Origin of the sequence: Nocardia sp. NBC_01503, from assembly GCF_036327755.1 — a bacterium.
GTDB lineage: Bacteria > Actinomycetota > Actinomycetes > Mycobacteriales > Mycobacteriaceae > Nocardia.
Genome location: NZ_CP109596.1, coordinates 3,013,299 through 3,039,036, shown reverse-complemented (window position 1 = coordinate 3,039,036; position 25,738 = coordinate 3,013,299). Strand labels below are relative to the sequence as shown.

Sequence of the window (25,738 nt, the reverse complement as noted above, 5' to 3'; positions counted from 1 at the left end):
GAGCGGGACCGTGCCCACCGATGTGTACTACCTCGAACGCTGCGTCGATCTGGCGGCCGAAGCCCTAGCCGCGGGCGACGAACCATTCGGATCGGTACTGGTCGCGGCCGACGGCGCCATCCTCGCGCAGGATCGCAATCGCGTCTCGGGCGGCGACGACACCCGACACCCGGAATTCGAGCTCGCCCGCTGGGCCGCCGAAAACCTCGCCCCCGCCGACCGCGCCACCGCCACCGTCTACACCTCGGGCGAACACTGCCCCATGTGCTCGGCAGCACACGCCTGGGTCGGCCTCGGCCGCATCGTCTACGCCGCCTCGACCGAGCAACTCTCCGCCTGGCTCACCGAGTTCGGCGTGGCCCCGGGGCCGGTGAGCCCGCTGTCCATCCGCCAGGTTGCCCCGAATATCCCGGTCACCGGCCCGTTTCCGGAGCTGACCGACCGGATCTACGCCCTGCATAAGCAATTACATCTGGGCTAGCGACCGCAGCCGAGCAGCTTCGACGGCACCAGCAGCTCGTGCCCGGAATCGAACCGGACGCGAATGCCGTTCTGCTCGGCGACCGCTTCGGTGATGACCGGAGATTCCATCAGACCGAAGTCCACCGTGATGAAGTGGCCGTACGACATGTCCTCCAAACAGCCCGCGTACACCAGGTACTCCCGGTGCCGACCGAAGACACCGCTGCGGACATCGACCATGCCGATGAACCGACGATCACCTTCGGGCTGACCACCCCCGGATGGGGCGGCCGCAAGCGGAGTGCCCGTGATCGGCACGGCCACCGTCTGCACATTGCGAGGTCGGCTCAGCAGATCGGTGTCCAGGAATACCACCAGCAGCGTCGCCAGCACGCCGACGAACAATCCCACCGCCATCCCCAGCACCAGCCGCGAATTCGGCCGTTCACCGCGCCTTTTCACCCGCGCATCGCGCTCGCCGATCATCCCCGAACCGGTCCCCTCCGTCATCCGACCAAGCTACCCGCCCGGCCCGCCATCCCCGATGGCGAGAACCCGCCCCGTCATCCCGGCGAAGGAACCCGCCCCGCCATCCCGGCACGCTTATGGCCGGGATCCACACTCCGCACACGAAAACGGCCCGATACCAGTGACTTCCACTGGTACCGGGCCGAATTGAATTGTGCTGCGGGCGATTCGATCAGAAGTTGATCATGTGGCCCGCGAGGCCGTGGATGGCCTCCTGGAGCGCTTCGCTCAGAGTGGGGTGGGTGTGGACGTTGCGGGCCAGCTCGTTGACCGTGAGGTCCCACTTCTGGGCCAGGGTCAGCTCGGGCAGCAGCTCGGAGACGTCCGGGCCGATCAGGTGGCCGCCGATGAGCTCACCGTACTTGGCGTCGGAGATGAGCTTCACGAAACCGTTCGGGTCACCCAGGCCGTGCGCCTTGCCATTGGCGGTGAACGGGAAGGTGGCGACCTTCACGTCGTAGCCCTCGTCGCGGGCCTGCTGCTCGGTGAGACCGAAGCTGGCGACCTGCGGCTGGCAGAAGGTGGCGCGCGGCATCATGCGGTAATCGTCGATGGGCAGCGTCTCCGCGCCCGCGATGGTCTCCGCGGCCACCACACCCTGCGCCTCGGCGACATGCGCGAGCTGCAGCTTCGCGGTGACATCACCGATGGCGTAGATACCGGGCACATTGGTGCGCATCTGATTGTCGATGGCGATGGCGCCCCGATCGGTCAACTGCACGCCGGTGTTCTCCAGGCCGTAACCCTCGATACGCGGTGCGAAGCCGACGGCCTGCAGCACCTTGTCGACGGTGACGGTCTCGATCGCGCCGGACTTGTTGTCCTTGATCGCGACGGTCACCTTGGAGCCGTCGTCGTCGATGGACTGCACGGCCGCACCGGTGGTGATGGTGACACCGAGCTTCTTGTACGCCTTGGTGATCTCCTTGGAGACGTCGGCGTCCTCGTTCGGCAGCGCGCGGTCCAGGAATTCGACGATCCGAACGTCCACGCCGTAGTTCTTCAGAACGTAGGCGAACTCCATGCCGATCGCGCCCGCGCCGACCACCAGGATCGAGCCCGGCAGGTCGCGGGTGAGGATCTGCTCCTCGTAGGTCACCACATTCGCCGACAGCGAGGTGCCCGGCAGCAGCTTGGTGACGGTGCCGGTCGCGATGATCACGTTGTCGAACGTGATGGACTCGGTGCCGCCCTTGGTGAGCGCGACGGAGATCGTCTTGGCATCGGTGAACGTGCCCGTGCCGTCGAACTCGTCGATCTTGTTCTTCTTCATCAGGAAGTGGACGCCCTTGACGCGGCCGTCCGCCACCTTGCGACTGCGGTCGAACGCGGCCCCGAAGTCGAAGCTCACCTCACCGGAGATGCCGAAGGTCTTGGCTTCTTTATGGAAGATATGGGCCAGCTCCGCGTTTCGAAGCAGCGCCTTGGACGGAATGCAGCCCACGTTCAGGCACACGCCACCCCAGTATTTCTGCTCGACGATCGCTGTTCGCAGGCCGAGTTGAGCGGCACGAATCGCGGCGACATAACCGCCGGGACCAGCGCCGAGAACGACGACATCGTAGTGGGAAGTCACATCAGCGAGCGTAACCCCGCCGCGCCGGTGACACTCATCCAGCCTGCCCGGTTTCGAAGCGGCTGATCAGACCGTCGCGGACGGTGAAGCGCCAGGCGGTGCGCATACTGCCCCACCGGTCATTGGCGTAAACGGCGACGAATTCGGTGGGCGCGGTGATCGATTCGACCCGCATGCGGCCATTGGTGGCGAAGATCTCCGAATCGGTCCACTGGGCGAGATTTCGCTCATTGCCGTCATCGGACATGCTGGCGTCCTCGGTGAGCGTGCCGAAGAAGGCGGCGGAATCGTGCGCGTTGAGTGCGTCCACGAATTTCTGCACCGTGCGATCGAGCTGCGTCATCTGATCTTCCCTTCGACTCCGAATGGGTTGAGCAGGGCAAACACCGCGTTCGAGATTAGTCGCGCCAAACCTGCCGGGCAATGCGCGCGAAATTACCGTGGAAGACGGCGGCGCGATCGGCGGCGGAGAAGCCGCGCTCGGCCAGCACCTCGTCCAGGCCGGGCACCTCGGTTTCGCCGAGCAGATCCTCCGGCGGCGTCCACCGCAGTGGACCCCAGCGGGTGAACTCCGCGGAGAAGATATCCGGATTGCGGGCCACCTCGTCATTGAAATCGTCACCGTCGAAGGAGAAATCGGAGCTGAAGCCGATGTGCTCGATCCCGACCAGCTCCGCACCGTACGCGATGTGATCGGCCATGGCCTCGATCCGCTCGGCACGCTCACCGGGCTTGTTGCGCCCAAGGAAGATACCGACGCCATTGATCCCGATCACCCCGCCGGTGGCGGCGCAGGCCCGCGCCTGGTCATCGGCGATATTGCGCGGATGTGCCCACACCGCAGCGAAATTCGAGTGGCTGTAGATCATCGGGACACTCGTGGTGTCCGCGATGTCGAGACCGGTCCGCACCGAACAGTGCGAACCGTCGGCGAACACGCCGACCTCATTGAGCATGCGAATCAGATCGCGGCCGTACCCGGTCAGACCGGTATCCACCGAATCGAGGCAACCGCAACCCGCCGCATTCGCGTAGTTGTAGCTGGGCAACAACGACCGCACACCCAGGTCGTAGAACATCTTCACATTGTCGAGCTCACCACCGAGCGGCCCGGAATCCTCCAGATCGAAGGCCAGCGCGATCGAATCCGGATCCGGATCGACCGCATCGTCGATCGTCTCCACCAGCCGAAACCGCCCATCCGCCAAGGCATCCCGCCGAAACTGATCGATCAGCTCGACCGAATCCCGAGTCGAGTGCGGCGAGTACCCCACATTCACCGACAGATACGACCCGAACGGGTACCGCGCCAACTCCGCGATATCGGCCGAAGGCAGCAACGGCAGGCAACAGTGCTGTTCCCACAGCAATCCGGAACCTCCTGGCGGGCGATCGGCAGCGAAACGGCAATCCTACCGACGGTGTGGGATTCGTCCCGGTGTGACGCCTATCCGGTGGGCGGCTGGTGCTGCCCGTCGCTCGATTGCCCGTGCTGCTGCTCCTCGCGGCGCTTGGCGCGGTTGCGCCGCCACGCCACGCCACCCGCGGCCGCGGCCGCGATCAGGCCGCCACGCAGTGCGCCACCGACGACCTCATGCAAAAGATCCGACGACATACTTCCCCCTGTTTCGGTATGCGAATGGCAGCCGAAAGACGCTCCCCCCGATTGCCTTCGCCGATTCTGACAGCACCCGCCGGCACCGGCAAACGCTGACGGCAATGGCGACCGTTCACCGTCGGGCCGCGGGCTCGGCAACAATGTAGGCATGACCGGTGTGGGCGACGATGTGACGGATCCGTATCTGTGGCTGGAAGAGGTCACCAGTGAGCGTGCGCTGGATTGGGCGCGGGCGCATAACGAGGTGGTGCTGGAGCGGTTCGCGGCATCGGAGCGCTTCAGCGGACTCGAATCCCGGATTCTGGACATGCTCGATACCGATACCCGCATCGCCTATCCGGGGCGGCGCGGGCGGTGGCTCTACAACTACTGGCGCGACGGTGAACACCCCAAGGGGCTGTGGCGGCGCACCAGTTTCGCCGAGTACACCAAGGATGAGCCGGAGTGGGAAGTCCTCATCGATCTGGACGCGCTCGCCGAGGCCGAGGGTGAGAACTGGGTGTGGGGCGGGGCCGCGGTACTGCGCCCCGAACAGCAGCGGGCGCTGATCAGCCTGTCCCGGGGTGGCGCGGACGCCAAGGTTGTTCGCGAATTCGATATCGAGGCAAAGGTTTTCATCGAACACGAGAACGGCGGCTTCCTGCTGCCGGAGGCGAAGTCGGAGATCCGCTGGATCGATATCGACACCGTCTATGTGGGAACGGATTTCGGACCGGGCTCGCTCACCGACTCCGGCTATCCACGAATCGCCAAGCGCTGGAAGCGCGGAACACCACTCGCCGAGGCCGAAACCGTTTTCGAGGGCGAGGCCACCGATGTGGCGGTCTCCGCCGGCTACGACCGAACCCCCGGCTATGAACGGCATTTCGTCGGCCGCGCCACCGATTTCTTCAATGAGGAGGTCTATCTCCTGGAATCCGATGGCACGCTGCGGCATCTCGATGTCCCCACCGACGCCTCGGAATCCTGGTTCAAGGATTGGCTGCTGATCCAGCTCAAATCTCCGTGGGAGATCAATGGCGTCACCCACCCCTCGGGTGCGCTGCTCGCCATCGATTTCGAGCGGTTCCTCTCCGGCGCACGCGATTTCGAGGTGATCTTCACCCCCGACGCGCATACCGCGCTGCACGGCTACGGCTGGACCGAGAACCACCTGCTGCTCATCACGCTGCAGGATGTGCAGACCAAACTGCATGTGCTCACCCCGGGCCCGGACGGCTGGACCCGCGAGGCGCTCGCCGATGCCCCGCCGATGGCCACCACCAGCGTCATGAATCTCGACCCGCTGGAGGGCGGTGACGAATTCATGCTCTCCACAAGCGGTTTCACCAGCCCGACCACCCTGCTGTCGAGTTCGGTCGGTGGCGCCACCGAGGTGCTCAAGCGGGAACCCGAATTCTTCGACGCCGCCGGCGTGCAGACCGAACAATTCTTCGCCCGCTCCGATGACGGCACCATGATCCCGTACTTCGTACTGCGGCACCGGGATCGGCAGGGCACCCCCGGCCCGACGGTCATGTCCGGCTACGGCGGATTCGAGGTATCGCGCACCCCCGCCTACAGCGGTGCGGCCGGAATGGGCTGGCTCGAGCGCGGCGGCACCTGGGTCATGACCAATATTCGCGGTGGTGGCGAATACGGTCCGGAGTGGCATACCTCCGTGCAGAAGGCCAACCGGCACAAGGTATACGAGGACTTCTCCTCGATCGCCCGCGATCTGGTGGCGCGCGGTATCACCACCCATGACCAGCTCGGCGCGGTCGGCGGCAGTAATGGCGGCCTGCTCATGGGCGTCATGCTCACCCGCTATCCGGAACTCTTCGGGGCCATCGTCTGCCAGGTGCCGCTACTGGATATGAAGCGCTATCACCTGCTGCTGGCCGGGGCCTCCTGGGTGGCCGAGTACGGCGATCCGGATAAGCCGCAGGAGTGGAAGTACATCGCCGAGTACTCCCCGTACCAGAACACCGATCCGCAGGGTAAATACCCGCCGATCCTGCTCACCACCTCCACCCGCGATGATCGCGTACATCCGGGTCATGCCCGGAAGATGGCCGCGCTCTTGGAATCCCAGGGCCATCCGCTCTGGTATCACGAGAATATCGAGGGCGGTCACGGCGGTGCGGCGGACAATAAGCAGTCCGCCTTCCAGGCCGCGCTCATCTACGAGTTCTTCACCCGCGCCCTGATCGAAAAGGACGTCTGAGCCGACGCAGCCCGAATCAGCGGTCCCGCAACCACTTCTCGACTCGATCGAGGGTGTTGCCGGGATCGCTGATCCAGCCGTTGTGCCCGTGTGGCACCGGGTTGTGCCAGGTGGTGATCTCCGCCTTGGGCAGCTTTTCCAGCAGATGTCGGGCCGAGCCGGGCGGGGTGAGGTCGTCACCGGTCATGGTGATGGACAGCACCGGGAGTTTGAGCCGGGCGATGCGCTCCTCGTAGTCGATATCCGCACCGGCGGGCGCGAATCGGCCGGTGCGGGCCACGCGCGCCCAGTCCTCGATGAGCAACCGGGACTGGCGGCCGAAGCTGCCCGCGATGATCGTATCGCCCGCCCAGCGTCCGGCGAGGTTGGCGGTCAACGAGATCGCCGCGCTGCCGAGCAGGAATCCGGTCCCGGCGAGCCCGCGATAGCCGCGGTGATACGGCGTGCCGGACGCGACGAGAATGAGCCCGCCGAGGCGGCCGCGAATCCGCGAGGCGTACAGCATGCCCAGCTGCCCGCCCATACTGTGCCCGAGCAGGTACGGCGTGCTGTCCGGAAAGCGTTCGCGCACAACCTGGAACATGGCCGGGAAATCCACCGCCACCAATTCCTGGTAGCCGTAACCGCCGGGCGCGGACCGATTCGCCGCGCGACTGTCGCCATTACCGCGCATCTCCAGCAGCGCCACATCGAAGCCGCGTGCGGCGAGCGGGATTCCGAAGAGCGAGTAGTACTCCCCCGGCACGCCGAGCCCGGGCGCGATCACCACCACCGGGCGCGGTGTATCGGGTGTAATCGGATGCCGGTGCGGGCCTTTCGCCGGAATCAACCGCACCGTCACGGTCGTCCCGTCCGGCATCTGGATCGGCACTGTCTCCACGCACCGCACGCTACCGCCTACCCGCCCCGCGCACTCGCAGCCGCCCTGCGCGCTCCGTAGCCGAGTTCGACCCGGCGGACCCGCAATTCGAACGCTACGGCCCGCTGACGCCCTTTCGGGCGCGCAGCACAGACCACCCCCGGCCCGAACGGCAGGGGAAGCCGCTGTGGCCGAGGGCGGTTCGGACGGTCAGGCGCTGACGGCGCCCATGATGACGCGGCGTAGGACGCTGATGACCTCGTCGAGGGGTTGCCTGGGTTCGGAGCCGCTCCAGGCGTCCACCACGTAGTTCACCGCGCCGATGATGGCGAGTACGCGCATTTCGTAGTCGCCGGGCGGGATTTCGCCGTGTAGCGCGGCATCCTCCGCGGCTCCGGCGAGCAGCGCGCCCCAGGCGCGGCGCAGCTCCAGGCGGAACTTCTCCACCTTCGGTCCCGCCCCGACCACCTCGACCAGTGCGACCCTGGCCTTGCGCGGATCTCGCCCGATCGACTCGATATAGGCGCGTACGGCGGCGTCGATGATGTCGATGGCACTGGCGTCGGAGTGATCGGCGATGGTGGCCGCCACGGCTTCCCGCGATTCGCGGTCGATCTGCTCGTACAGCTCGAGCAGTAGCGATTCGCGCCCGGTGAACTCCTCGTAGAACTGCCGCGAGGAGAGTCCGGCGTCCTTGCAGATGGCGCCGACGGAGCTGTTCGCGTATCCGTCTCGCGCGAATACCGTCAACCCGGACTCCAGAAAACGTGCACGACGCTGCCGCTGCCGGTCTTCTACGGGCTGCCCGGCGTACATTCTTCCCGCGTTCGTTTCCTGAGACATTGCGCCAGACAATACCGAAGGGCCCGATCCCCTCGTCATGGATCGGGCCCTTCGTTTGCACCTTCGGTATCCCGCGCGATAGCCGAAAGTTGGCTCAGTGCTTCGAACCGCCACGGCGCACCCGGGAGCGGCGGATATAGGCAGGGGAACCGCCCCGGGTTCGGAACGCGAATCCGGGGGGAGAATCGCATTCCGATGCCGTATTGGCCCGAAAGTCACTGATCGTTTGCCGTTCAACACGATACAGAGCGGGCGAACTGGACGGAATACTTTTGCAGGAGATTTTTAGGATTTATTTCCCGGCCGCTTCGGACCCGGCGAACACCCAGCGCATCACCGTCGCGGACCCCGCACCCACCCCGAACATGCCGAAGGGCCCGACCCCCTCGTCCGGGATCGGGCCCTTGCTCGCCTTCTCGACTTCCGCGCAGTAGCCGAAAGGTGGCACTCATGCGACTACTTGGCGGAACCGCTCGCCGAGCCGGTCGCGATCAGCTTCAGGATGGTCTGCACGAGGACGTCAGAGATGATGCCGGTCATGGGTGGTGCTCCGATCGATTAACCGTGTCAGTGCTGTCACTGACTGTTTGCCATCGGGAACATACCGAGCCGCACCCGGCCTCCGGAAGCTTTTCGAGGAAAAATCTAGAATTTTTTCGATAGGGCCCTAGATCACCCTCGACCAGCACGGATCCGAACCGATCCGCGATGGTAGGCGAACCATCACCCCGAGCACAGCCCGGCCGAAATCAGATCGCCGGACTAGTTGCCAGCCAGGCCGGAAATTCGGTGAGGTCCGACAGGACCACATCCGCGCCCTCCGCGGAAAGCTCCTCTGCCGCATAAGGTCCCGTGGCCACCGCGATCGAGAACGCATCGGCGACCTTCGCCGCGCGCACATCGCCGAGGTGATCACCTACATAGATGGACGCGCCGTACTCCCGCAGTACCGCGCCCTTCTCCTCCGCCCATGCCCCGCCCACCAGATCATCGACCTCGAGACCGAGGTGATCCAGGTGCAACTGCGCGTGCGGGCCGTTCTTGGCCGTGATCACCAGTACTTTGCCGCCCGCCGCGTGCACCGCGGCCAGAGCATCCACCACACCCGGCAGCTGATCGCTCGGCGTGATCGCCAATCCCGGATACAGCTTGCGATACAACGCCACCACATCGGGCACCCGCGCCTCCGGGAACCATTCGGCCGCCTCCACCGCCAGCGGCGGACCCAATCGGGACACCACCAGCTCGGAGTCGATCGGCACCCCGGTCTCGGCGGCCACCGCATCCCAGACCGCGGCGATACCGGGCCGGGAATCGATCAGCGTCATATCCAGGTCGAACCCGACAACCAGTCCATTCGGACCACCGCTCGCTTGATCAAAGGCCACGCTCCGACCATACGGTTCACCGCCCGTGGCCGCGCTTGCGACTCCGAAAAACCCTTGGACCGCCGAACTAGGCTCGAAGCCATGGCAAACGCGCGCACACCCCTGTTCTGCGGCGTCGAACTCGGCGCCCGCATCGAACGGGTCGAGACCGAGTTGATCGCCACCGGCAGTGCGGCCGCCGCCGCCCGCCTCGGCGACGAAGCCGGATTCGTCATTCCCATCGGTGGCGGCGTGGCCTCCTTCGCCGCCATGGGCTCCCCGCTCAACAAGGTCGCCGGACTCGGCTTCGCGGGTGTACCCGATCCGGACGAATTCGAGGCACTGGAGAAGCAGTACGCCGTCCGCGACGCCCCCGTACAGGTCGAACTCGCACACCTCGGCGATCCCGGTATCGCGGAGCTGCTCACCGGGCGCGGATACCGGCTCATCTCCTACGAGAATGTCCTCGGACTCGATCTGACCGCACCCCTGGAACCCAGTACCGCACAGGGTGTCTCGATAAGGCCCAGTGGCGCGGGGGAATTCGAGGTCTGGCTCGATATCGTCACCGACGGCTTCGCGCACCCGGACACCCAGGGCGTCGTCTCACACGAGGAGTTCCCGCGCGAGATCATCGCCGATGCCATGCGCGACCTCACCGCGGCCGCCGGAGTACAGCGCTATGCCGCGATCCACCGGGACGCCGTGGCGGGGGTGGCGAGTATGCGCATCTCCCAGGGCATCGCCCAACTCACCGGAGCCACAACACTTCCCGCGCATCGCCGACACGGCATCCAATCCGCTCTGCTCTCGGCCCGCCTCACCGAAGCCGCCGCGGCGGGCTGCGATATCGCCACCATCACCACCCAGCCCGGCTCCAAATCCCAGCAGAACGCGCAGCGCCGCGGCTTCTCCCTGCTCTACACCCGGGCCATTCTGGTGAAGTGATTCACTCCGGAATCCGGTGTGCGGCAATGGGTCGCAGCTGCTCGCGCAGCCGCTCACCGGCGTCACCGAAGATCTGCCGATCGGTGTCGACCGCGGTCCGCACCCCCTTTGCGGGCCAATTCCATTCCCGCGGCGGTCATCTCGATTCGCAGGACGCGCGCGTCGGCCGGATCGGGCCGCCACACCAGGAGCCCGCGCTCCTCCAGCACCCGAATCACCTTGGACCCCATCATGCGATCCGCGCCGGACATATCGGCGACCTGCTGCTGCGTCGGCAACTCACCATCGCGCGTTCGGCCACCCGCACGGTGCCGTCACCGAGCGCCGCATAGGTGCGATGGCCGCGCAGCTTGCCGAACGGGCCCTCGAGATCTCGGCATGGAACGAGTGGCCGGTCCGCGGCTATACGGACCGGCCACTCACCCCACCACATCGCGAACTAGCGGACCGGGGCCCTGTCATAGCCCAGCGGACGGCTGGTGAAGGTGCCGCGGCCCTGGGTCCGGCTGCGCAGGCGCGTCGCATAACCGAATACCTCGGCCAGTGGAGCCGTCGCAGTCACCACCACCGTCGCACCCCGGGCCACCGAGTCCAGGACTCGGCCACGCCGGGCGGCGATATCACCGAGCACCGCGCCGAGCGACTCCTCCGGTGTGGTGACGGTCAGCTCGACCAATGGTTCGAGCAGCGCCATCTCACTGCCGCGCAAGGCTTCTCGCAGTGCGGCCCGCCCGCCGAGGCGGAACGACCGCTCCGACGAGTCGACCGGATGCGTCGAACCATCGGTGAGCGTGACCCGCACGCCGAGCACCTGGTGACCGCCGAGCGGACCCTCCCCGAGCGCATCGCGACAACCCGCCTGCACGGCCCGCACATACTCGGCGGGCACGCGGCCGCCGACCACCGTCGACCGGAACTCGAAATCCGCTGTGCCATCGACCTTCTCCGCATCGACATGAATGGGCTCCACATCGATCACCAGATCCGCGAACTGGCCCTGGCCACCGTTCTGCTTGGCATACCGGTAGCGGAACCCGGACACCCCGCGCAGCACGGTCTCCCGATACGCCACCTGGGGACGCCCGACAGCTACCGCGATCCCGCGCTCGCGGCGGATCTTCTCCACCGCGACCTCGAGATGCAGTTCGCCCACACCGGAGAGCAGGGTCTGACCCGACTCCGGATCGGTGCGCACGACCAGCGACGGATCCTCCTCCACCAGTCGCGCCAAAGCCGTTGCCAGCCGCTCGGTTTCGGCGCTCGTGCGTGCCTCCACCGCGACCGACACCACCGGTTCGGTAATGCTCGGCGGCTCCAGCAGCAGGGCGGAGTCCGGCGCGCACAGCGTCGCCCCGGCCCGCGCCCGCTTCGGCCCGATCACCGCGACAATCTGACCGGCCACGGCCTGCTCCAGCTCCGCATGCCGGTCGGCCCGCACCCGCAGGATGCGGCCGACCCGCTCGATCCGACCGGAACCGGCATCCAGCACCTGCGCGCCCTTGACCAGCGTGCCGGCATACACGCGCACGAAGGTGAGTCGCCCGGTACCGGTCGCCTGCACCTTGAACACCAGTGCCGCAAGCGGTTCCGCCGGATCCGCCGCCAACTCGAACCCGTCACCGCGCACCGGAGGCCGATCCAGCGGCGAGGGCAGATAGTCGACGACAGCGTCCAGCACCGGCTCGACACCGATATTCCGGTACGCGGCACCGCACAGCACCGGCACCACCGCACCGGTCAGCGTGAGGGCGCGCAGCGCCCGCGAGAGCGTCGCATCAGACAGCCCGGAGTGCGCGTAGAACTCGTCCAGTGCATCCGAATGCCCCTCGGCCACAGCCTCTTCAAGCTCGAATCGGGCCTTGCGAGCGGCCTCGGCGAGCGCGTCCGGAATCGCACCGGAAGTCGGCGCACCCGCCACCCACGTCAGTGCCCGCATACGAACCAGATCCACCACGCCTGTGAAACCGTCCTCCACACCGATGGGCAGCTGTACCGCGAGCGCCACCGGATGCAGTCGATCCCGAATCGAATCGACCGCCGCCGCGAAGTCGGCCCCGACCCGATCCATCTTGTTCACGAACGCGATCCGCGGCACGCCGTACCGATCCGCCCGCCGCCAGACCGATTCACTCTGCGGCTCCACACCGGCGACGGCATCGAAAACCGCCACCGCACCGTCGAGTACGCGCAGCGACCGCTCCACCTCATCGGAGAAGTCCACGTGCCCGGGGGTATCGATCACCGTGAATCGGTGACTATTCCATTCGCACGCCACCGCCGCGGCGAAGATGGTGATCCCGCGCTCGCGCTCCTGCGGATCGAAATCGGTGACGGTCGTGCCGTCATGCACCTCGCCGGTCTTATGCGTCATACCGGTGAGGAAGAGCATCCGCTCGGTGACGGTCGTCTTGCCCGCATCCACGTGCGCGAGAATGCCGAGATTACGAACATGATCGAGAGATTGCCGAGAAATGTTGGTACGCAAGGTCTTTGGCCCTTCGTGCTGGTCTTGAACAGAACAGCGCGATTCCCGAACGACACGAATAACTACAGGGGTCGCCCGGGTAACTCAGTACCGGCCGCGCAGCCGGCACCGAGCCGGCGAGGACACCAGGATCACCTCGAAGCGAGGGCGGGCAGCGACGGTGCGCGTGGCACGCATATCCGGCTCCCTTCCTGGCTCGCACCGGTGCGGTGCGAAAAACGTTGAGCGGTGCGGAGAGCGGAGACACTGGATTCTTTGAGAGAGTAGAAGGAAGCATCCCCATGGCCTCACCGGATGCAACCGTAGCAGTCAGGCGGGGATCAAGTCACCGAGATTTCCGGTGTGATGACCCGCGAACCCGCGGGCAGCCCCTCGGGACGAGCCAAACCGATGAAGGTCACCGGCTCGGTGATGGGGCCGCCATCCCACAGCGCCGACTCATTGAGGGACTATTCGTGGTCCGGAAACGACAAAACCCCCTGACCGAAGTCAGGGGGTTTTGTGAATGATGTTCCGGCGGTGTCCTACTCTCCCACACCCTGTCGAGTATGCCGGCTCGTCTATCCGCGGCGATTCGTCTCGGGCCTCAAAATGTGGAAAAACAGCGAAGGCCCCCAGCTTGCGCTGGGGGCCTTCGGGAATGATGTTCCGGCGGTGTCCTACTCTCCCACACCCTGTCGAGTGCAGTACCATCGGCGCAGGTGGCCTTAGCTTCCGGGTTCGGAATGGGACCGGGCGTTTCCCCACCGCTATAGCCGCCGTAACTCTATGAAACTATGCACCGCGAGCGGAGCCGAATTCCCTTGCCCCTCACAGGGTTCAGGAGTCCGTCTCAACACACGGCAGTGTGTTGTTTCAGATACCGCACAGTGGACGCGTAGCTTCTTTGTTGGTAAGTCCTCGGCCTATTAGTACCGGTCACCTGCACCCGTTACCGGGCTTCCAGTTCCGGCCTATCAACCCAATGGTCTGTTGGGGGCCTTAACCCCTCGAAGGGGGTGAGAAACCTCATCTTGGAACAGGCTTCCCGCTTAGATGCTTTCAGCGGTTATCCCTTCCGAACGTAGCAAACCAGCCGTGCCCTTGGCAGGACAACTGGCACACCAGAGGTTCGTCCGTCCCGGTCCTCTCGTACTAGGGACAGCCTTCCTCAAGTTTCTGACGCGCGCGGCGGATAGAGACCGAACTGTCTCACGACGTTCTAAACCCAGCTCGCGTGCCGCTTTAATGGGCGAACAGCCCAACCCTTGGGACCTACTCCAGCCCCAGGATGCGACGAGCCGACATCGAGGTGCCAAACCATCCCGTCGATATGGACTCTTGGGGAAGATCAGCCTGTTATCCCCGGGGTACCTTTTATCCGTTGAGCGACACCGCTTCCACTTGCCGGTGCCGGATCACTAGTCCCGACTTTCGTCCCTGCTCGACCTGTCGGTCTCACAGTCAAGCTCCCTTGTGCACTTGCACTCGACACCTGATTGCCAACCAGGCTGAGGGAACCTTTGGGCGCCTCCGTTACATTTTGGGAGGCAACCGCCCCAGTTAAACTACCCACCAGGCACTGTCCCTGAACCCGATCAGGGTCCGAGGTTAGAGGTCCAATACGATCAGAGTGGTATTTCAACGACGACTCCACCAACACTGGCGTGCTGATTTCACAGTCTCCCACCTATCCTACACAAACCGTACCGAACACCAATACCAAGCTATAGTGAAGGTCCCGGGGTCTTTTCGTCCTGCCGCGCGTAACGAGCATCTTTACTCGTAATGCAATTTCGCCGAGTCTGTGGTTGAGACAGCTGAGAAGTCGTTACGCCATTCGTGCAGGTCGGAACTTACCCGACAAGGAATTTCGCTACCTTAGGATGGTTATAGTTACCACCGCCGTTTACCGGGGCTTAAATTCTCAGCTTCGCCCTTGCGGGCTAACCGGTCCTCTTAACCTTCCGGCACCGGGCAGGCGTCAGTCCGTATACATCGTCTTACGACTTCGCACGGACCTGTGTTTTTAGTAAACAGTCGCTTCTCACTGGTCTCTGCGACCTCACCCAGCTCGGGCAGCACGTGCCGTCACCAGACAAGGCCCTCCTTCTCCCGAAGTTACGGAGGTATTTTGCCGAGTTCCTTAACCACAGTTATCTCGATCGCCTTAGTATTCTCTACCTGACCACCTGTGTCGGTTTGGGGTACGGGCCGTGTACCAACTCACTAGAGGCTTTTCTCGGCAGCATAGGATCACTGAATTCGCCTCAATCGGCTACGCATCACCTCTCAGGCCATATGAGACACGGATTTGCCTATGTCTCGCCCTACAGGCTTACACCCGGACAACCATTACCGGGCCCAGCTACCTTCCTGCGTCACCCCATCGCTTACCTACTACACCCGGGGTCATGTGCAGCCACGTTCCCTCCACCCGAAGGTGGATAAGACCGCTTTTGGACATTTAGCACAGATGATTCGATATTTGGCGCGGATACACGGGTACGGGAATATCAACCCGTTGTCCATCGACTACGCCTGTCGGCCTCGCCTTAGGTCCCGACTCACCCTGGGCGGATTAACCTGGCCCAGGAACCCTTGGTCATTCGGCGGACGAGTTTCTCACTCGTCTTTCGCTACTCATGCCTGCATTCTCACTCCCATGGCCTCCACGGCTGGATCACTCCGCCGCTTCCCTGGCCACAGGACGCTCCCCTACCCATCCACACTCCTGGCCCGAAGGCGGGATAATGTGTGAATGCCGCGGCTTCGGCGGTGTACTTGAGCCCCGCTACATTGTCGGCGCAGGATCACTTGACCAGTGAGCTATTACGCACTCTTTCAAGGGTGGCTGCTTCTAAGCCAACCTCCTGGTTGTCTTCGCGACCCCACATCCTTTTCCACTTAGTACACGCTTAGGGGCCTTAGCCGGCGATCTGGGCTGTTTCCCTCTCGACTACGAAGCTTATCCCCCGCAGTCTCACTGCCACGCTCTCACACACCGGCATTCGGAGTTTGGCTGACTTCGGTAAGCTTGTGGGCCCCCTAGGCCATCCAGTAGCTCTACCTCCGGTGTGAAACACGTGACGCTGCACCTAAATGCATTTCGGGGAGAACCAGCTATCACGGAGTTTGATTGGCCTTTCACCCCTACCCACAGCTCATCCCCTCAGTTTTCAACCTAAGTGGGTTCGGGCCTCCACGACGTCTTACCGTCGCTTCACCCTGGCCATGGGTAGATCACTCCGCTTCGGGTCCATAGTGTGCGACTAACTCGCCCTATTCGGACTCGCTTTCGCTACGGCTACCCCACACGGGTTAACCTCGCCACACACCGATGACTCGCAGGCTCATTCTTCAAAAGGCACGCCATCACCCCACACAACAAGTTGCGAAGGCTCTGACGGATTGTAAGCGCACGGTTTCAGGTACTATTTCACTCCCCTCCCGGGGTACTTTTCACCTTTCCCTCACGGTACTAGTCCGCTATCGGTCACCAGGTAGTATTCAGGCTTATCGGGTGGTCCCGACAGATTCACAGCAGATTTCACGGGCCCGCTGCTACTCGGGAGTTGCTCACGAGAGCCGTTGAGTTTTCGTCTACGGGATTCTCACCCTCTACGACGGGCCGTCCCAGGCCACTTCGACTAACACAACGGTTTCTGACTCTCGCCCGATTCGGCAGAATCGGGAAGAACAATCCCACAACCCCGCATGGACAACGCCTGCCGGCTATCACATCCACACGGTTTAGCCTCTTCCGCTTTCGCTCGCCACTACTCACGGAATCACTGTTGTTTTCTCTTCCTGTGGGTACTGAGATGTTTCACTTCCCCACGTTCCCTCCACACACCCTATATATTCAGGTGCGGGTAACACGACATCACTCGTGCTGGGTTTCCCCATTCGGAAATCCTCGGATCTCAGCTCGTTTGACAGCTCCCCGAGGCTTATCGCAGCCTACTACGTCCTTCATCGGCTCCTGGTGCCAAGGCATCCACCGTACGCTCTTACACACTTACTAACAAAGATGCTCGCGTCCACTGTGCAGTTCTCAAACAACACACGAAACCCGATCTCGAATGCGACACCAGCCAGAGAACCTCTGCGGTATGTGGCGGACCAGATTTCGTCGTTATCTTGCCTGGAAAGAACGTCTGTTCTTTCAGGACCCAATAGTGTGTCGGTATATCACCGCGATCAACCGCTGAGGATTGATCGAGTGCGATGAGCTTGTCAGTGTTCCACCCATGAGCGTCCGCAGTCCTACATGTGAGGACTAAACGGTCTCTGCCACAACGTCATTCACCTATGTGAAGAGTCGTGGAGATGTGCTCCTTAGAAAGGAGGTGATCCAGCCGCACCTTCCGGTACGGCTACCTTGTTACGACTTCGTCCCAATCGCCAATCCCACCTTCGACGCCTCCCTCCCACAAGGGGTTAGGCCAGCGGCTTCGGGTGTTACCGACTTTCATGACGTGACGGGCGGTGTGTACAAGGCCCGGGAACGTATTCACCGCAGCGTTGCTGATCTGCGATTACTAGCGACTCCAACTTCACGGGGTCGAGTTGCAGACCCCGATCCGAACTGAGACCGGCTTTAAGGGATTCGCTCCACCTCACGGTATCGCAGCCCTCTGTACCGGCCATTGTAGCATGTGTGAAGCCCTGGACATAAGGGGCATGATGACTTGACGTCGTCCCCACCTTCCTCCGAGTTGACCCCGGCAGTCTCTCACGAGTCCCCGCCATTACGCGCTGGCAACATAAGATAAGGGTTGCGCTCGTTGCGGGACTTAACCCAACATCTCACGACACGAGCTGACGACAGCCATGCACCACCTGTACACCGACCACAAGGGGGGCCATATCTCTACAGCTTTCCGGTGTATGTCAAACCCAGGTAAGGTTCTTCGCGTTGCATCGAATTAATCCACATGCTCCGCCGCTTGTGCGGGCCCCCGTCAATTCCTTTGAGTTTTAGCCTTGCGGCCGTACTCCCCAGGCGGGGTACTTAATGCGTTAGCTACGGCACGGATCCCGTGGAAGGAAACCCACACCTAGTACCCACCGTTTACGGCGTGGACTACCAGGGTATCTAATCCTGTTCGCTACCCACGCTTTCGCTTCTCAGCGTCAGTTACTTCCCAGAGACCCGCCTTCGCCACCGGTGTTCCTCCTGATATCTGCGCATTTCACCGCTACACCAGGAATTCCAGTCTCCCCTGAAGTACTCTAGTTCGCCCGTATCGACTGCAAGCTTGGAGTTGAGCCCCAAGTTTTCACAATCGACGCGACGAACCGCCTACAAGCTCTTTACGCCCAGTAATTCCGGACAACGCTCGCACCCTACGTATTACCGCGGCTGCTGGCACGTAGTTGGCCGGTGCTTCTTCTACAGGTACCGTCACTTGCGCTTCGTCCCTGTCGAAAGGGGTTTACAACCCGAAGGCCGTCATCCCCCACGCGGCGTCGCTGCATCAGGCTTTCGCCCATTGTGCAATATTCCCCACTGCTGCCTCCCGTAGGAGTCTGGGCCGTGTCTCAGTCCCAGTGTGGCCGGTCACCCTCTCAGGTCGGCTACCCGTCGTCGCCTTGGTAGGCCGTTACCCCACCAACAAGCTGATAGGCCGCGGGCCCATCTCGCACCAGTAAACCTTTCCACCAAGGAACATGCATTCCCTGGTCGTATCCGGTATTAGACCCAGTTTCCCAGGCTTATCCCAGAGTGCGAGGCAGATCACCCACGTGTTACTCACCCGTTCGCCGCTCGTGTACCCCGAAGGGCCTTACCGCTCGACTTGCATGTGTTAAGCACGCCGCCAGCGTTCGTCCTGAGCCAGGATCAAACTCTCCGTTGAAGACTCTCAACTCGCTCCGAAGAGCTAATTGGAAGAATTAACCAGAGTCCGAAAACCTTGGCAAAATCAAACGCCAGCAAAAGTATTTGCTGACTAAATGTCCGACACATCTCACGGGGGTGAGAAGCATCGGAACCAATAAATTATTGGCACTGACATTCATCGACACACTATTGAGTTCTCAAAGAACACACGCACACAGGAATTCGCGGGCTCTTTGTCCCGGTCAGTCTCTGAGGCAACTTTTACAGCTTAGCCCTTACCGCACAGCAGAACCAAATCCGCTGGTCAGTGGAGCTAGTGTGATCGTCAGGCGCTCCTCGTACAACCTCGTTTCCCAGGCCCTTGGGGCTCCGGGTCGGTGTCCGTGTCGCTCTGACTTGGATAAAGTTACGTGCCGCTACGATCGAAGTCAAATCGGCTGGTCAGCGGCTTGAACCGGGCAATCCGAACGAATGGTCTTACCGATGCGCGCCCGAAGCGCACCCTTGTTCGTGTGTACGTCTGCGATTGGTCGATTACGAGCGGTGTCGTCGGCGAGTTCGCGGAGCGACTCCCCCGTGATGACGAGGCGCGGTGGCGGGTCAGCTGGCTCCCCGAACGTCTCCTCACCCGAGACCAAGCACTCGCGGCAATGGAATTGGTCGAACTCCTCTACGACACGACTCGGCCCGCCGATGATGAGGCGCGCTCGGCCATCGCGGCGGCGGCCGAACTCCTCGGGATTCGCCCCATCGACGCGGCGGCCACACTCTCCGAACGACATCCGGGTAGGTGAGGAACGCCGAAGGCCGGTCCACCGAGGTGGACCGGCCTTCGAAGTTCACGCGAGTACCGGGAGTCAGCCCGCGTTACCCGTGCACTTGGAGACGACCAGGATGCCCGGGCCGCCCGCGGCGCTCATCGAAGAAGGACGGAAAGCGCCGGCCAGCGCCTGCCGCTCCGCTTCGAAGCGGGTCGGGGCGGTGCCCCAGAAGTAGCGTGCGTTCGAACCGGAGGTCTTGGCGACGGCGCCACAGCCATCGGCGAAACGGACCGCGATATGGCAGTACGTCGGATCACCGCAGTCGTTCAGAGCGTCGCGGTCGGCTTCATCCCAGCTCGGGTAGTTGTACGCGGCGTTCCAATCCTCGGTGTCGTCGTCGTACTCCAGAATCGCGATCGAACCGTAGAGGCGGCCGTCCGGCCCCGCCTCCTTCGCACTCGCGGGCCCCGCGCCCACGATCACACCGGCCAGCATGGAAGCGGTGGCCAGCCCCAGGGCAGCCTTGCCCAGTGAAAACATTCAGATCTCCCCATCAGAAACGGTCTCCAAGCGAGACCGATCCCGATCTTGACCGGCCGATGCCCGAAATGTCCAGTCCTATTCCATTCGCGGACGTCGGCACACACTCCGATACCCGTCCGAATTAAGGACGAATGCTTAATATCGCTTGGTATGCCAGAGCTTTCAGAGCTGCTGTACCGGATCCGGCACAGCCTCGACACCCAGGTCTCGATGTCCCGCATCCGGCGACAGCGCACCCTCGAAGACGCGATCACCGGACGACGAGTGCTGATCACCGGCGCCTCCTCCGGAATCGGCCGGGCCGCCGCACGCCAGCTCGGCGCCGCCGGAGCCACCGTGCTGCTGGTCGCCCGGCGCGAACCCGAATTGCTGGACACCGCACACGAAGTCGAGGCGGCCGGGGGCAAGGCCGCCATATACCCGTGCGATCTCAATGATTTCGACGCGCTCGACGCCATGATCGAGCGGGTACTCACCGAGAACGGCGGAGTCGACCTGCTGGTCAACAATGCAGGACGCTCGATACGCCGCAAGCTGGACGAGTCCTACGAACGCTTCCACGACTACGAGCGCACCATGCGGCTCAACTACCTCGCACCGGTGCGGCTCATGCTCGCCGTCCTACCGGGTATGCGGGAGCGCCGCGACGGGCAGATCGTGAACATCCTGTCCGCGGCCAACCTGTACCGCGGGCCGGGGTACAGCGCCTATGTGGCGTCCAAGGCCGCACTCGATTCGCTCGGCGACAGCCTGCAGGCCGAAACCCACACCGAGAACGTGCGATTCACCTCGATATACATGCCGCTGGTGCGCACCGACATGATCGCGCCCAATCCGCTCTACGCCGATGCCGCCGCGCTCACCCCGCAGCAGGGCGCGCAGATCATCGCCGATGCCGTCATCGACCGGCCGCGGCGACTCGGACCGCTGCTCGGCCGGGTCAGCTCCCTCATCGACACCGCCCTGCCCGAACGCGCCGACGCCCTCAGCAGTGCGCGCTTCCGCACCGGGATGTGAACTCGGAATTCAGGGAAAACTCGAGTCGATCGATTAATTTCGCCATGGTCGGCCGTCTGTACCGATGACCTCCTCGAGCAGAGAAAAGAGACTCCCATGAGCAGCACCGACCTCACCCTCACCCACGTTTCGGTCCTGGTGGACGACCAGGAGAAGGCGCTCGAGTTCTACCGCGACATCATCGGCCTGCAAGTGCGGCAGGACATGCCGTTTCCGGGCGGGCGCTGGCTGACCGTCGGCCCGGCCGCACAGCCCACCATCGAGTTCATCATCGAGAATCCGGCCATGAACCCCAGCCCGGAGCAGGCCGCCGCCGCCCAGGCCCGCCTCGCCAGCGGCGCGCAGGGCACGCTGATCTTCCATGTCGGCGATGTCGACGCCCTGTTCGCCAAGCTCACCGAGGCGGGCGTACAGGTCGACCAGCCCCTCATCGACCAGCCCTATGGCATGCGTGACTGCGGCTTCCGCGACCCCTGGGGCAACCACCTGCGCTTCGCCTCGGTCCTGAGCTGAGCCGAATTCCCCTACAACGCCGAATCCCGGCCCACCAACTGGTGGGCCGGGATTCGGTTTCCGAAGGTGTTGCCGGAAGGCAGGACTCAGAAGTCCATGCCGCCCATGCCACCGGTCGGGTCGCCCGCGGGGGCGGCCTTCTCCGGCTTGTCGGCGACAACGGCCTCGGTGGTGAGGAACAGCGCCGCGATGGAGGCGGCGTTCTGCAGGGCGGAGCGGGTGACCTTGACCGGGTCGGCAACGCCGGCGGCCAGCAGGTCGACGTACTCGCCCGAATCGGCGTTCAGGCCGTGGCCGGCGGGAAGGTTCGAGACCTTCTCGGCGACAACGCCCGGCTCCAGGCCGGCGTTGAACGCGATCTGCTTCAGCGGCGCGGACAGCGCGACGCGAACGATGTTCGCGCCGGTGGCCTCGTCACCGGTCAGGGACAGCTCGTCCAGGGCGGGAGCCGACTGCAGCAGCGCGACGCCACCACCTGCGACAATGCCCTCTTCGACGGCGGCCTTGGCGTTACGCACGGCATCTTCGATGCGGTGCTTGCGCTCCTTGAGCTCGACCTCGGTCGCAGCGCCCGCCTTGATGACAGCAACGCCACCGGCCAGCTTGGCCAGGCGCTCCTGCAGCTTCTCGCGGTCGTAGTCCGAATCCGAGTTCTCGATCTCGGTGCGGATCTGCGCGACACGGCCCTTGATGGCCTCCGGGTCGCCGGCGCCCTCGACGATGGTGGTCTCGTCCTTGGTGATGACGACCTTGCGGGCCTGGCCCAGCAGCTCGATGCCGGCGGTCTCCAGGGAGAGGCCGACCTCTTCGCTGATGACCTCGCCACCGGTGAGGATGGCGATATCGGCCAGCATGGCCTTGCGACGGTCACCGAAGCCCGGCGCCTTGACGGCGATGGACTTGAAGGTGCCGCGGATCTTGTTCACGACCAGGGTCGAAAGCGCTTCGCCCTCAACGTCTTCGGCGATGATCAGCAGCGGCTTGCCGGCCTGGATGACCTTCTCCAGCAGCGGCAGCAGGTCCTTGACGGTCGAGATCTTCGAGCCGACGAGCAGGATGTACGGATCCTCGAGGGTCGCTTCCTGACGCTCCGGGTCGGTGACGAAGTAACCCGAGATGTAGCCCTTGTCGAAGCGCATGCCCTCGGTCAGCTCCAGCTGGAGACCGAAGGTGTTGCTCTCCTCGACGGTGATGACACCTTCCTTGCCGACCTTGTCCATGGCCTCGGCGATGAGCTCACCGATGGACGAGTCGCCGGCCGAGATACCGGCGGTAGCGGCGATCTGCTCCTTGGTCTCGACCTCCTTGGCGGTGGCGAGGAGGCGGACGGTGACGGCCTCGACGGCCTTCTCGATGCCACGCTTGAGACCCAGCGGGTTCGCACCGGCCGCGACATTGCGCAGACCCTCACGAACCAGCGCCTGGGCGAGCACGGTGGCGGTGGTGGTGCCGTCGCCAGCGACGTCGTCCGTCTTCTTGGCAACTTCCTTGACGAGCTCCGCGCCGATCTTCTCGTACGGATCCTCGAGCTCGATTTCCTTGGCGATGGAGACACCATCGTTGGTGATGGTGGGGGCGCCCCACTTCTTCTCCAGCACGACGTTGCGGCCCTTGGGGCCCAGCGTCACCTTGACAGCGTCGGCCAGGGCGTTCAGACCCCGCTCGAGACCGCGGCGAGCCTCTTCGTCGTACGCAATTGTCTTGGCCATTGCGTTGAGATCCTCCAGATCAGGGGATTGACACGATCTGGCCAGGCGCGGTGCCCGCGACGGACGACCCTGTTGGGCCTCACCGTCCCGACCTAGCACTCACAGGTCAGGAGTGCCAAAGCCATTTCTAGCACTCTGCCCCTGGGAGTGCAAGGTCGGGTGAGCCGAACCGGTTACCGCACCAGGCGATCGTCGACCCTCAATAGGAGCGCTATGAGGGCGTCCGTGCGCCGCTCTTCCGGGGTGCGGGGTTCGCCCTGTTCTTCCGTGACCAGTTCCGCGTCGTTGAGGAGGAGCTCGGCCTCGATGCGCATGATGGCGCGAACGAAGGCCGGAGCGACGTCGGGAGGCAGGTCACCGTTCACGATGGTGCCGCCGTCCGGAGCGTCCTCCGTGGAGACATAGGAGAGGGCGCGCACCAGATCGATGCGCTTTTCCCCTGCAACTAGGTCGGAACCTTCGTCGTCCGCCATACCCACATGGTATCGGGCGTGGCCACTGGGACGGGTGAGGCGGGGTTTATTGCGCGTCTTGGGCCGACATCGGAAGCGAGGCGAGCAGGGTGGCGATATCGGTGGAGACGGCTTCCTTGTCGAGGCCGAGGCCGGACAACACTCCGCTACCGGCCTCCACCTCCAGCAGGGCGAGCAGCAGGTGCTCGGTGCCTACGTAGTTGTGGCCCAGGCGAAGTGCCTCGCGGAAGGTCAGCTCCAGCACCTTCTTGGCCTGAGAGTCGAAGGGAATCAAGGCCGGAACCTTTTCGGCAGACGGGGGGACGGCGGCGGCGGCGACGCGGCGTACGGCGTCCGCGCTCACCCCCTTGGCGATGATGATCTGCATCGCAAGGGATTCCGGCTCGCGCAGCATGCCGAGGATCAGGTGCTCGGGGGTGATTTCGGCGTTGTTGGCAGCACGGGCCTCCTCCTGCGCGCCGACCACCGCGTTGCGGGCACGCGCGGTGAAGCGGGCGAAGCCCGCGCTCGGATCGAGCGCCCCGGCGTTCGCGGCATCGCCCGGATCCTTCGGGACGAAACGCTTCTGCGCGGCCTGTTTGGTGACACCCATGCTGCCGCCGATATCGGTCCAGGAGGCACCGGAGCGGCGGGCCTGGTCGACGAAGTGGCCGATGAGGTGATCGGCCAGGTCGCCGAGGTGATTCGCCAGCACCACGGCCTCGGAGAGCTGGTCGAGAGCGTTGTCGGGGCGGGCCTTCTTGATGCCGTCGATGAGATCGTCGAGGCGGAAAGGATTCGTCATGCGTCAACTGTAGGTTGACCATCGCGCGACGATCAACCATTAGTTGACGAATTTCCCGAACGGTTCAGGGACGAGCCAGTTTGACCGCGCCACTGACGATCTGCTCCTTGACCCACGCTCCGGCGCGACCGGTCAGAACCGCGCGCGCGGGGGCGTCATCGGCGTGCACGAACTGGATGACACCATCGTGGCGACCCAGGCTCAGGCACTGGAGGTGATAGCGGAACCTCCACGGCGCGGGCTCCTTCCCGGCCAGGCGGGCGGTGAGCGCGGCAGCCGCGTACTTTCCGGTGGGCAGCGCGGTCGCGCACGACATGCGCAGCGCGCGCTCGGCCGGACCGGCGACGACGGCGCTGTCCCCCGCGACGTAGATCTCCGGATGCGAACACGAGCGCAGTTCGGCATCGACCAGCACCCGACCGTGCGCGTCCACCGCCAGACCCGAGCGGGCCGCGACCGCGGGGACGGCGAATCCCGTTGTCCAGAGCACTGTTTCGGCGGGCAGTTCGGTGCCGTCGACCAGTTCGAGGCCGGTCGCGCTCACCGCGGCGACCTTCGCCCCGGCGTGCACGTGCACACCCAGGCGGTCCAGGGCCGCGCGAATGTGGTTGTGCGCCTTGGGTGACAGCCAGACGCCCGGCTCTTCGGCGCTCACCAGGTGGATATCCAGATCGGGTCGGGATTCGGCCAATTCGGCCGCCGTCTCGATACCGGTGGAGCCGCCGCCGACCACCGCGACCCGGCCGGAGAGTGCGGGCACCCGGGCCACATCCTCCGGGGTGGCCACCGGGAAGGCGTACTCGGTCGCGCCCGGGACGGCGCTGGTATCAGCGACGCTGCCCAGGGCGAAGATCAGGGAGTCGTAGGCCAGGGACCACTCACCCTCGAGATGCACCTGACGGGCCTGCGGATCGATCTCCAGCACCCGGCCCCGGATGAACTCGATGCCCTTGCGCTCCAGCAGTTCTCCGAGGTTCCGGCTCGGAATCGACTGACCGGCCAGCGCCTGATGCAGTCGAACGCGCTCGGCCCACTCCGCTCGCGCGTCGACCACCGTGACGCGCACCCCGTGTGCCCGTGCCGCCCGCTTCGCCGCCGACAGGCCCGCATAGCCCGCGCCCAGAACGACGATTCGATGTGCTTCGGTCATGAGAGTGACTCCCTTTCGCTAGGACGACACTCTTCAGACCGGACAGGGCGGCGATCCCTGACAACTCGG

Annotated in this window: 21 protein-coding genes and 3 rRNA genes; 6 read left to right on the top strand and 18 right to left on the bottom strand. The window is 64.1% G+C overall.

The window, feature by feature from the left end; genetic code table 11:
* Window positions 1–10: 10 nt before the first annotated feature.
* Window positions 11–481, top strand: a complete 471-nt coding sequence (locus OHB26_RS13625; protein WP_330184531.1) for a nucleoside deaminase — start codon at window positions 11–13, stop codon at window positions 479–481.
* Here OHB26_RS13625 and OHB26_RS13620 read toward each other — a convergent pair.
* The 5 genes from OHB26_RS13620 to OHB26_RS13600 form a co-directional block, all read right to left on the bottom strand.
* Window positions 478–972 (bottom strand): hypothetical protein, encoded by a 495-nt coding sequence (locus tag OHB26_RS13620; protein WP_330184530.1) that lies wholly within the window; start codon window positions 970–972, stop codon window positions 478–480. The genes OHB26_RS13625 and OHB26_RS13620 overlap by 4 nt on opposite strands.
* A 190-nt stretch (window positions 973–1,162) precedes the next feature.
* The gene (lpdA, locus tag OHB26_RS13615) at window positions 1,163–2,566 is read right to left on the bottom strand and encodes a dihydrolipoyl dehydrogenase (protein WP_330184529.1); all 1,404 of its coding nucleotides are present in this window, start codon (window positions 2,564–2,566) and stop codon (window positions 1,163–1,165) included.
* A 34-nt stretch (window positions 2,567–2,600) separates the two neighbouring features.
* Complete coding sequence (locus OHB26_RS13610; RefSeq protein ID WP_330184528.1) at window positions 2,601–2,909, bottom strand: nuclear transport factor 2 family protein; 309 nt, start codon at window positions 2,907–2,909, stop codon at window positions 2,601–2,603.
* A gap of 55 nt (window positions 2,910–2,964) precedes the next feature.
* Complete coding sequence (locus tag OHB26_RS13605) at window positions 2,965–3,936, bottom strand: dipeptidase (RefSeq protein ID WP_330184527.1); 972 nt, start codon at window positions 3,934–3,936, stop codon at window positions 2,965–2,967.
* A 77-nt stretch (window positions 3,937–4,013) separates the two neighbouring features.
* On the bottom strand, window positions 4,014–4,181 hold the full coding sequence (locus tag OHB26_RS13600; protein WP_330184526.1) for a hypothetical protein: 168 nt from the start codon (window positions 4,179–4,181) through the stop codon (window positions 4,014–4,016).
* 151 nt (window positions 4,182–4,332) lie between these two features.
* Here OHB26_RS13600 and OHB26_RS13595 point away from each other — a divergent pair, with 151 nt between their 5' ends.
* Window positions 4,333–6,390 carry a prolyl oligopeptidase family serine peptidase gene (locus OHB26_RS13595; protein WP_330184525.1) on the top strand — a complete coding sequence of 686 codons (2,058 nt, stop codon included), beginning with the start codon at window positions 4,333–4,335 and terminating at the stop codon, window positions 6,388–6,390.
* 16 nt (window positions 6,391–6,406) lie between these two features.
* On the opposite strand, the gene OHB26_RS13590 is transcribed toward OHB26_RS13595, so the two are convergent.
* The 3 genes from OHB26_RS13590 to OHB26_RS13580 form a co-directional block, all read right to left on the bottom strand.
* Window positions 6,407–7,270 (bottom strand): alpha/beta fold hydrolase, encoded by an 864-nt coding sequence (locus OHB26_RS13590; RefSeq protein ID WP_330184524.1) that lies wholly within the window; start codon window positions 7,268–7,270, stop codon window positions 6,407–6,409.
* 189 nt (window positions 7,271–7,459) lie between these two features.
* Window positions 7,460–8,092: a TetR/AcrR family transcriptional regulator gene (locus OHB26_RS13585; protein WP_330184523.1), complete on the bottom strand. Its 633-nt coding sequence runs from the start codon at window positions 8,090–8,092 to the stop codon at window positions 7,460–7,462.
* 749 nt (window positions 8,093–8,841) lie between these two features.
* Entirely contained in the window at window positions 8,842–9,480 is a 639-nt protein-coding gene (locus OHB26_RS13580; protein WP_330184522.1) for an HAD family hydrolase, read from the bottom strand.
* Between the two features lie 102 nt (window positions 9,481–9,582).
* On the opposite strand from OHB26_RS13580, the gene OHB26_RS13575 reads away from it, so the two are divergent.
* Complete coding sequence (locus OHB26_RS13575; RefSeq protein WP_330185632.1) at window positions 9,583–10,407, top strand: GNAT family N-acetyltransferase; 825 nt, start codon at window positions 9,583–9,585, stop codon at window positions 10,405–10,407.
* Between the two features lie 62 nt (window positions 10,408–10,469).
* On the opposite strand, the gene OHB26_RS13570 is transcribed toward OHB26_RS13575, so the two are convergent.
* The 5 genes from OHB26_RS13570 to OHB26_RS13550 all read right to left on the bottom strand — a co-directional run bounded on the left by OHB26_RS13570 (window position 10,470) and on the right by OHB26_RS13550 (window position 18,735).
* Entirely contained in the window at window positions 10,470–10,685 is a 216-nt protein-coding gene (locus tag OHB26_RS13570) for a hypothetical protein (protein WP_330184521.1), read from the bottom strand.
* A gap of 161 nt (window positions 10,686–10,846) precedes the next feature.
* Entirely contained in the window at window positions 10,847–12,892 is a 2,046-nt protein-coding gene (fusA, locus tag OHB26_RS13565; RefSeq protein WP_330184520.1) for an elongation factor G, read from the bottom strand.
* Between the two features lie 646 nt (window positions 12,893–13,538).
* A 5S ribosomal RNA gene (gene rrf, locus OHB26_RS13560) occupies window positions 13,539–13,655 on the bottom strand.
* A 125-nt stretch (window positions 13,656–13,780) separates the two neighbouring features.
* A 23S ribosomal RNA gene (locus OHB26_RS13555) occupies window positions 13,781–16,898 on the bottom strand.
* Window positions 16,899–17,216: 318 nt separating this feature from the next.
* A 16S ribosomal RNA gene (locus OHB26_RS13550) occupies window positions 17,217–18,735 on the bottom strand.
* Together the 16S, 23S and 5S rRNA genes form the textbook arrangement of a ribosomal RNA operon.
* Before the next feature lie 496 nt (window positions 18,736–19,231).
* Here OHB26_RS13550 and OHB26_RS13545 point away from each other — a divergent pair.
* Window positions 19,232–19,513 (top strand): hypothetical protein, encoded by a 282-nt coding sequence (locus OHB26_RS13545; protein ID WP_330184519.1) that lies wholly within the window; start codon window positions 19,232–19,234, stop codon window positions 19,511–19,513.
* Between the two features lie 63 nt (window positions 19,514–19,576).
* On the opposite strand, the gene OHB26_RS13540 is transcribed toward OHB26_RS13545, so the two are convergent.
* Window positions 19,577–20,020, bottom strand: a complete 444-nt coding sequence (locus OHB26_RS13540) for a DUF4189 domain-containing protein (protein ID WP_330184518.1) — start codon at window positions 20,018–20,020, stop codon at window positions 19,577–19,579.
* A gap of 153 nt (window positions 20,021–20,173) precedes the next feature.
* On the opposite strand from OHB26_RS13540, the gene OHB26_RS13535 reads away from it, so the two are divergent.
* Complete coding sequence (locus OHB26_RS13535; protein WP_330184517.1) at window positions 20,174–21,040, top strand: SDR family NAD(P)-dependent oxidoreductase; 867 nt, start codon at window positions 20,174–20,176, stop codon at window positions 21,038–21,040.
* A 96-nt stretch (window positions 21,041–21,136) separates the two neighbouring features.
* Window positions 21,137–21,553 (top strand): VOC family protein, encoded by a 417-nt coding sequence (locus OHB26_RS13530; protein WP_330184516.1) that lies wholly within the window; start codon window positions 21,137–21,139, stop codon window positions 21,551–21,553.
* 86 nt (window positions 21,554–21,639) lie between these two features.
* On the opposite strand, the gene groL is transcribed toward OHB26_RS13530, so the two are convergent.
* From groL to OHB26_RS13510, 4 genes are all read right to left on the bottom strand, one after another.
* Window positions 21,640–23,262: a chaperonin GroEL gene (gene groL, locus OHB26_RS13525; protein WP_330184515.1), complete on the bottom strand. Its 1,623-nt coding sequence runs from the start codon at window positions 23,260–23,262 to the stop codon at window positions 21,640–21,642.
* A gap of 173 nt (window positions 23,263–23,435) precedes the next feature.
* The gene (locus tag OHB26_RS13520; protein WP_067574856.1) at window positions 23,436–23,735 is read right to left on the bottom strand and encodes a DUF222 domain-containing protein; all 300 of its coding nucleotides are present in this window, start codon (window positions 23,733–23,735) and stop codon (window positions 23,436–23,438) included.
* Window positions 23,736–23,781: 46 nt separating this feature from the next.
* Window positions 23,782–24,519: a Clp protease N-terminal domain-containing protein gene (locus tag OHB26_RS13515; protein WP_330184514.1), complete on the bottom strand. Its 738-nt coding sequence runs from the start codon at window positions 24,517–24,519 to the stop codon at window positions 23,782–23,784.
* 64 nt (window positions 24,520–24,583) lie between these two features.
* Entirely contained in the window at window positions 24,584–25,669 is a 1,086-nt protein-coding gene (locus tag OHB26_RS13510) for an NAD(P)/FAD-dependent oxidoreductase (RefSeq protein ID WP_330184513.1), read from the bottom strand.
* Between the last annotated feature and the right edge of the window lie 69 nt (window positions 25,670–25,738).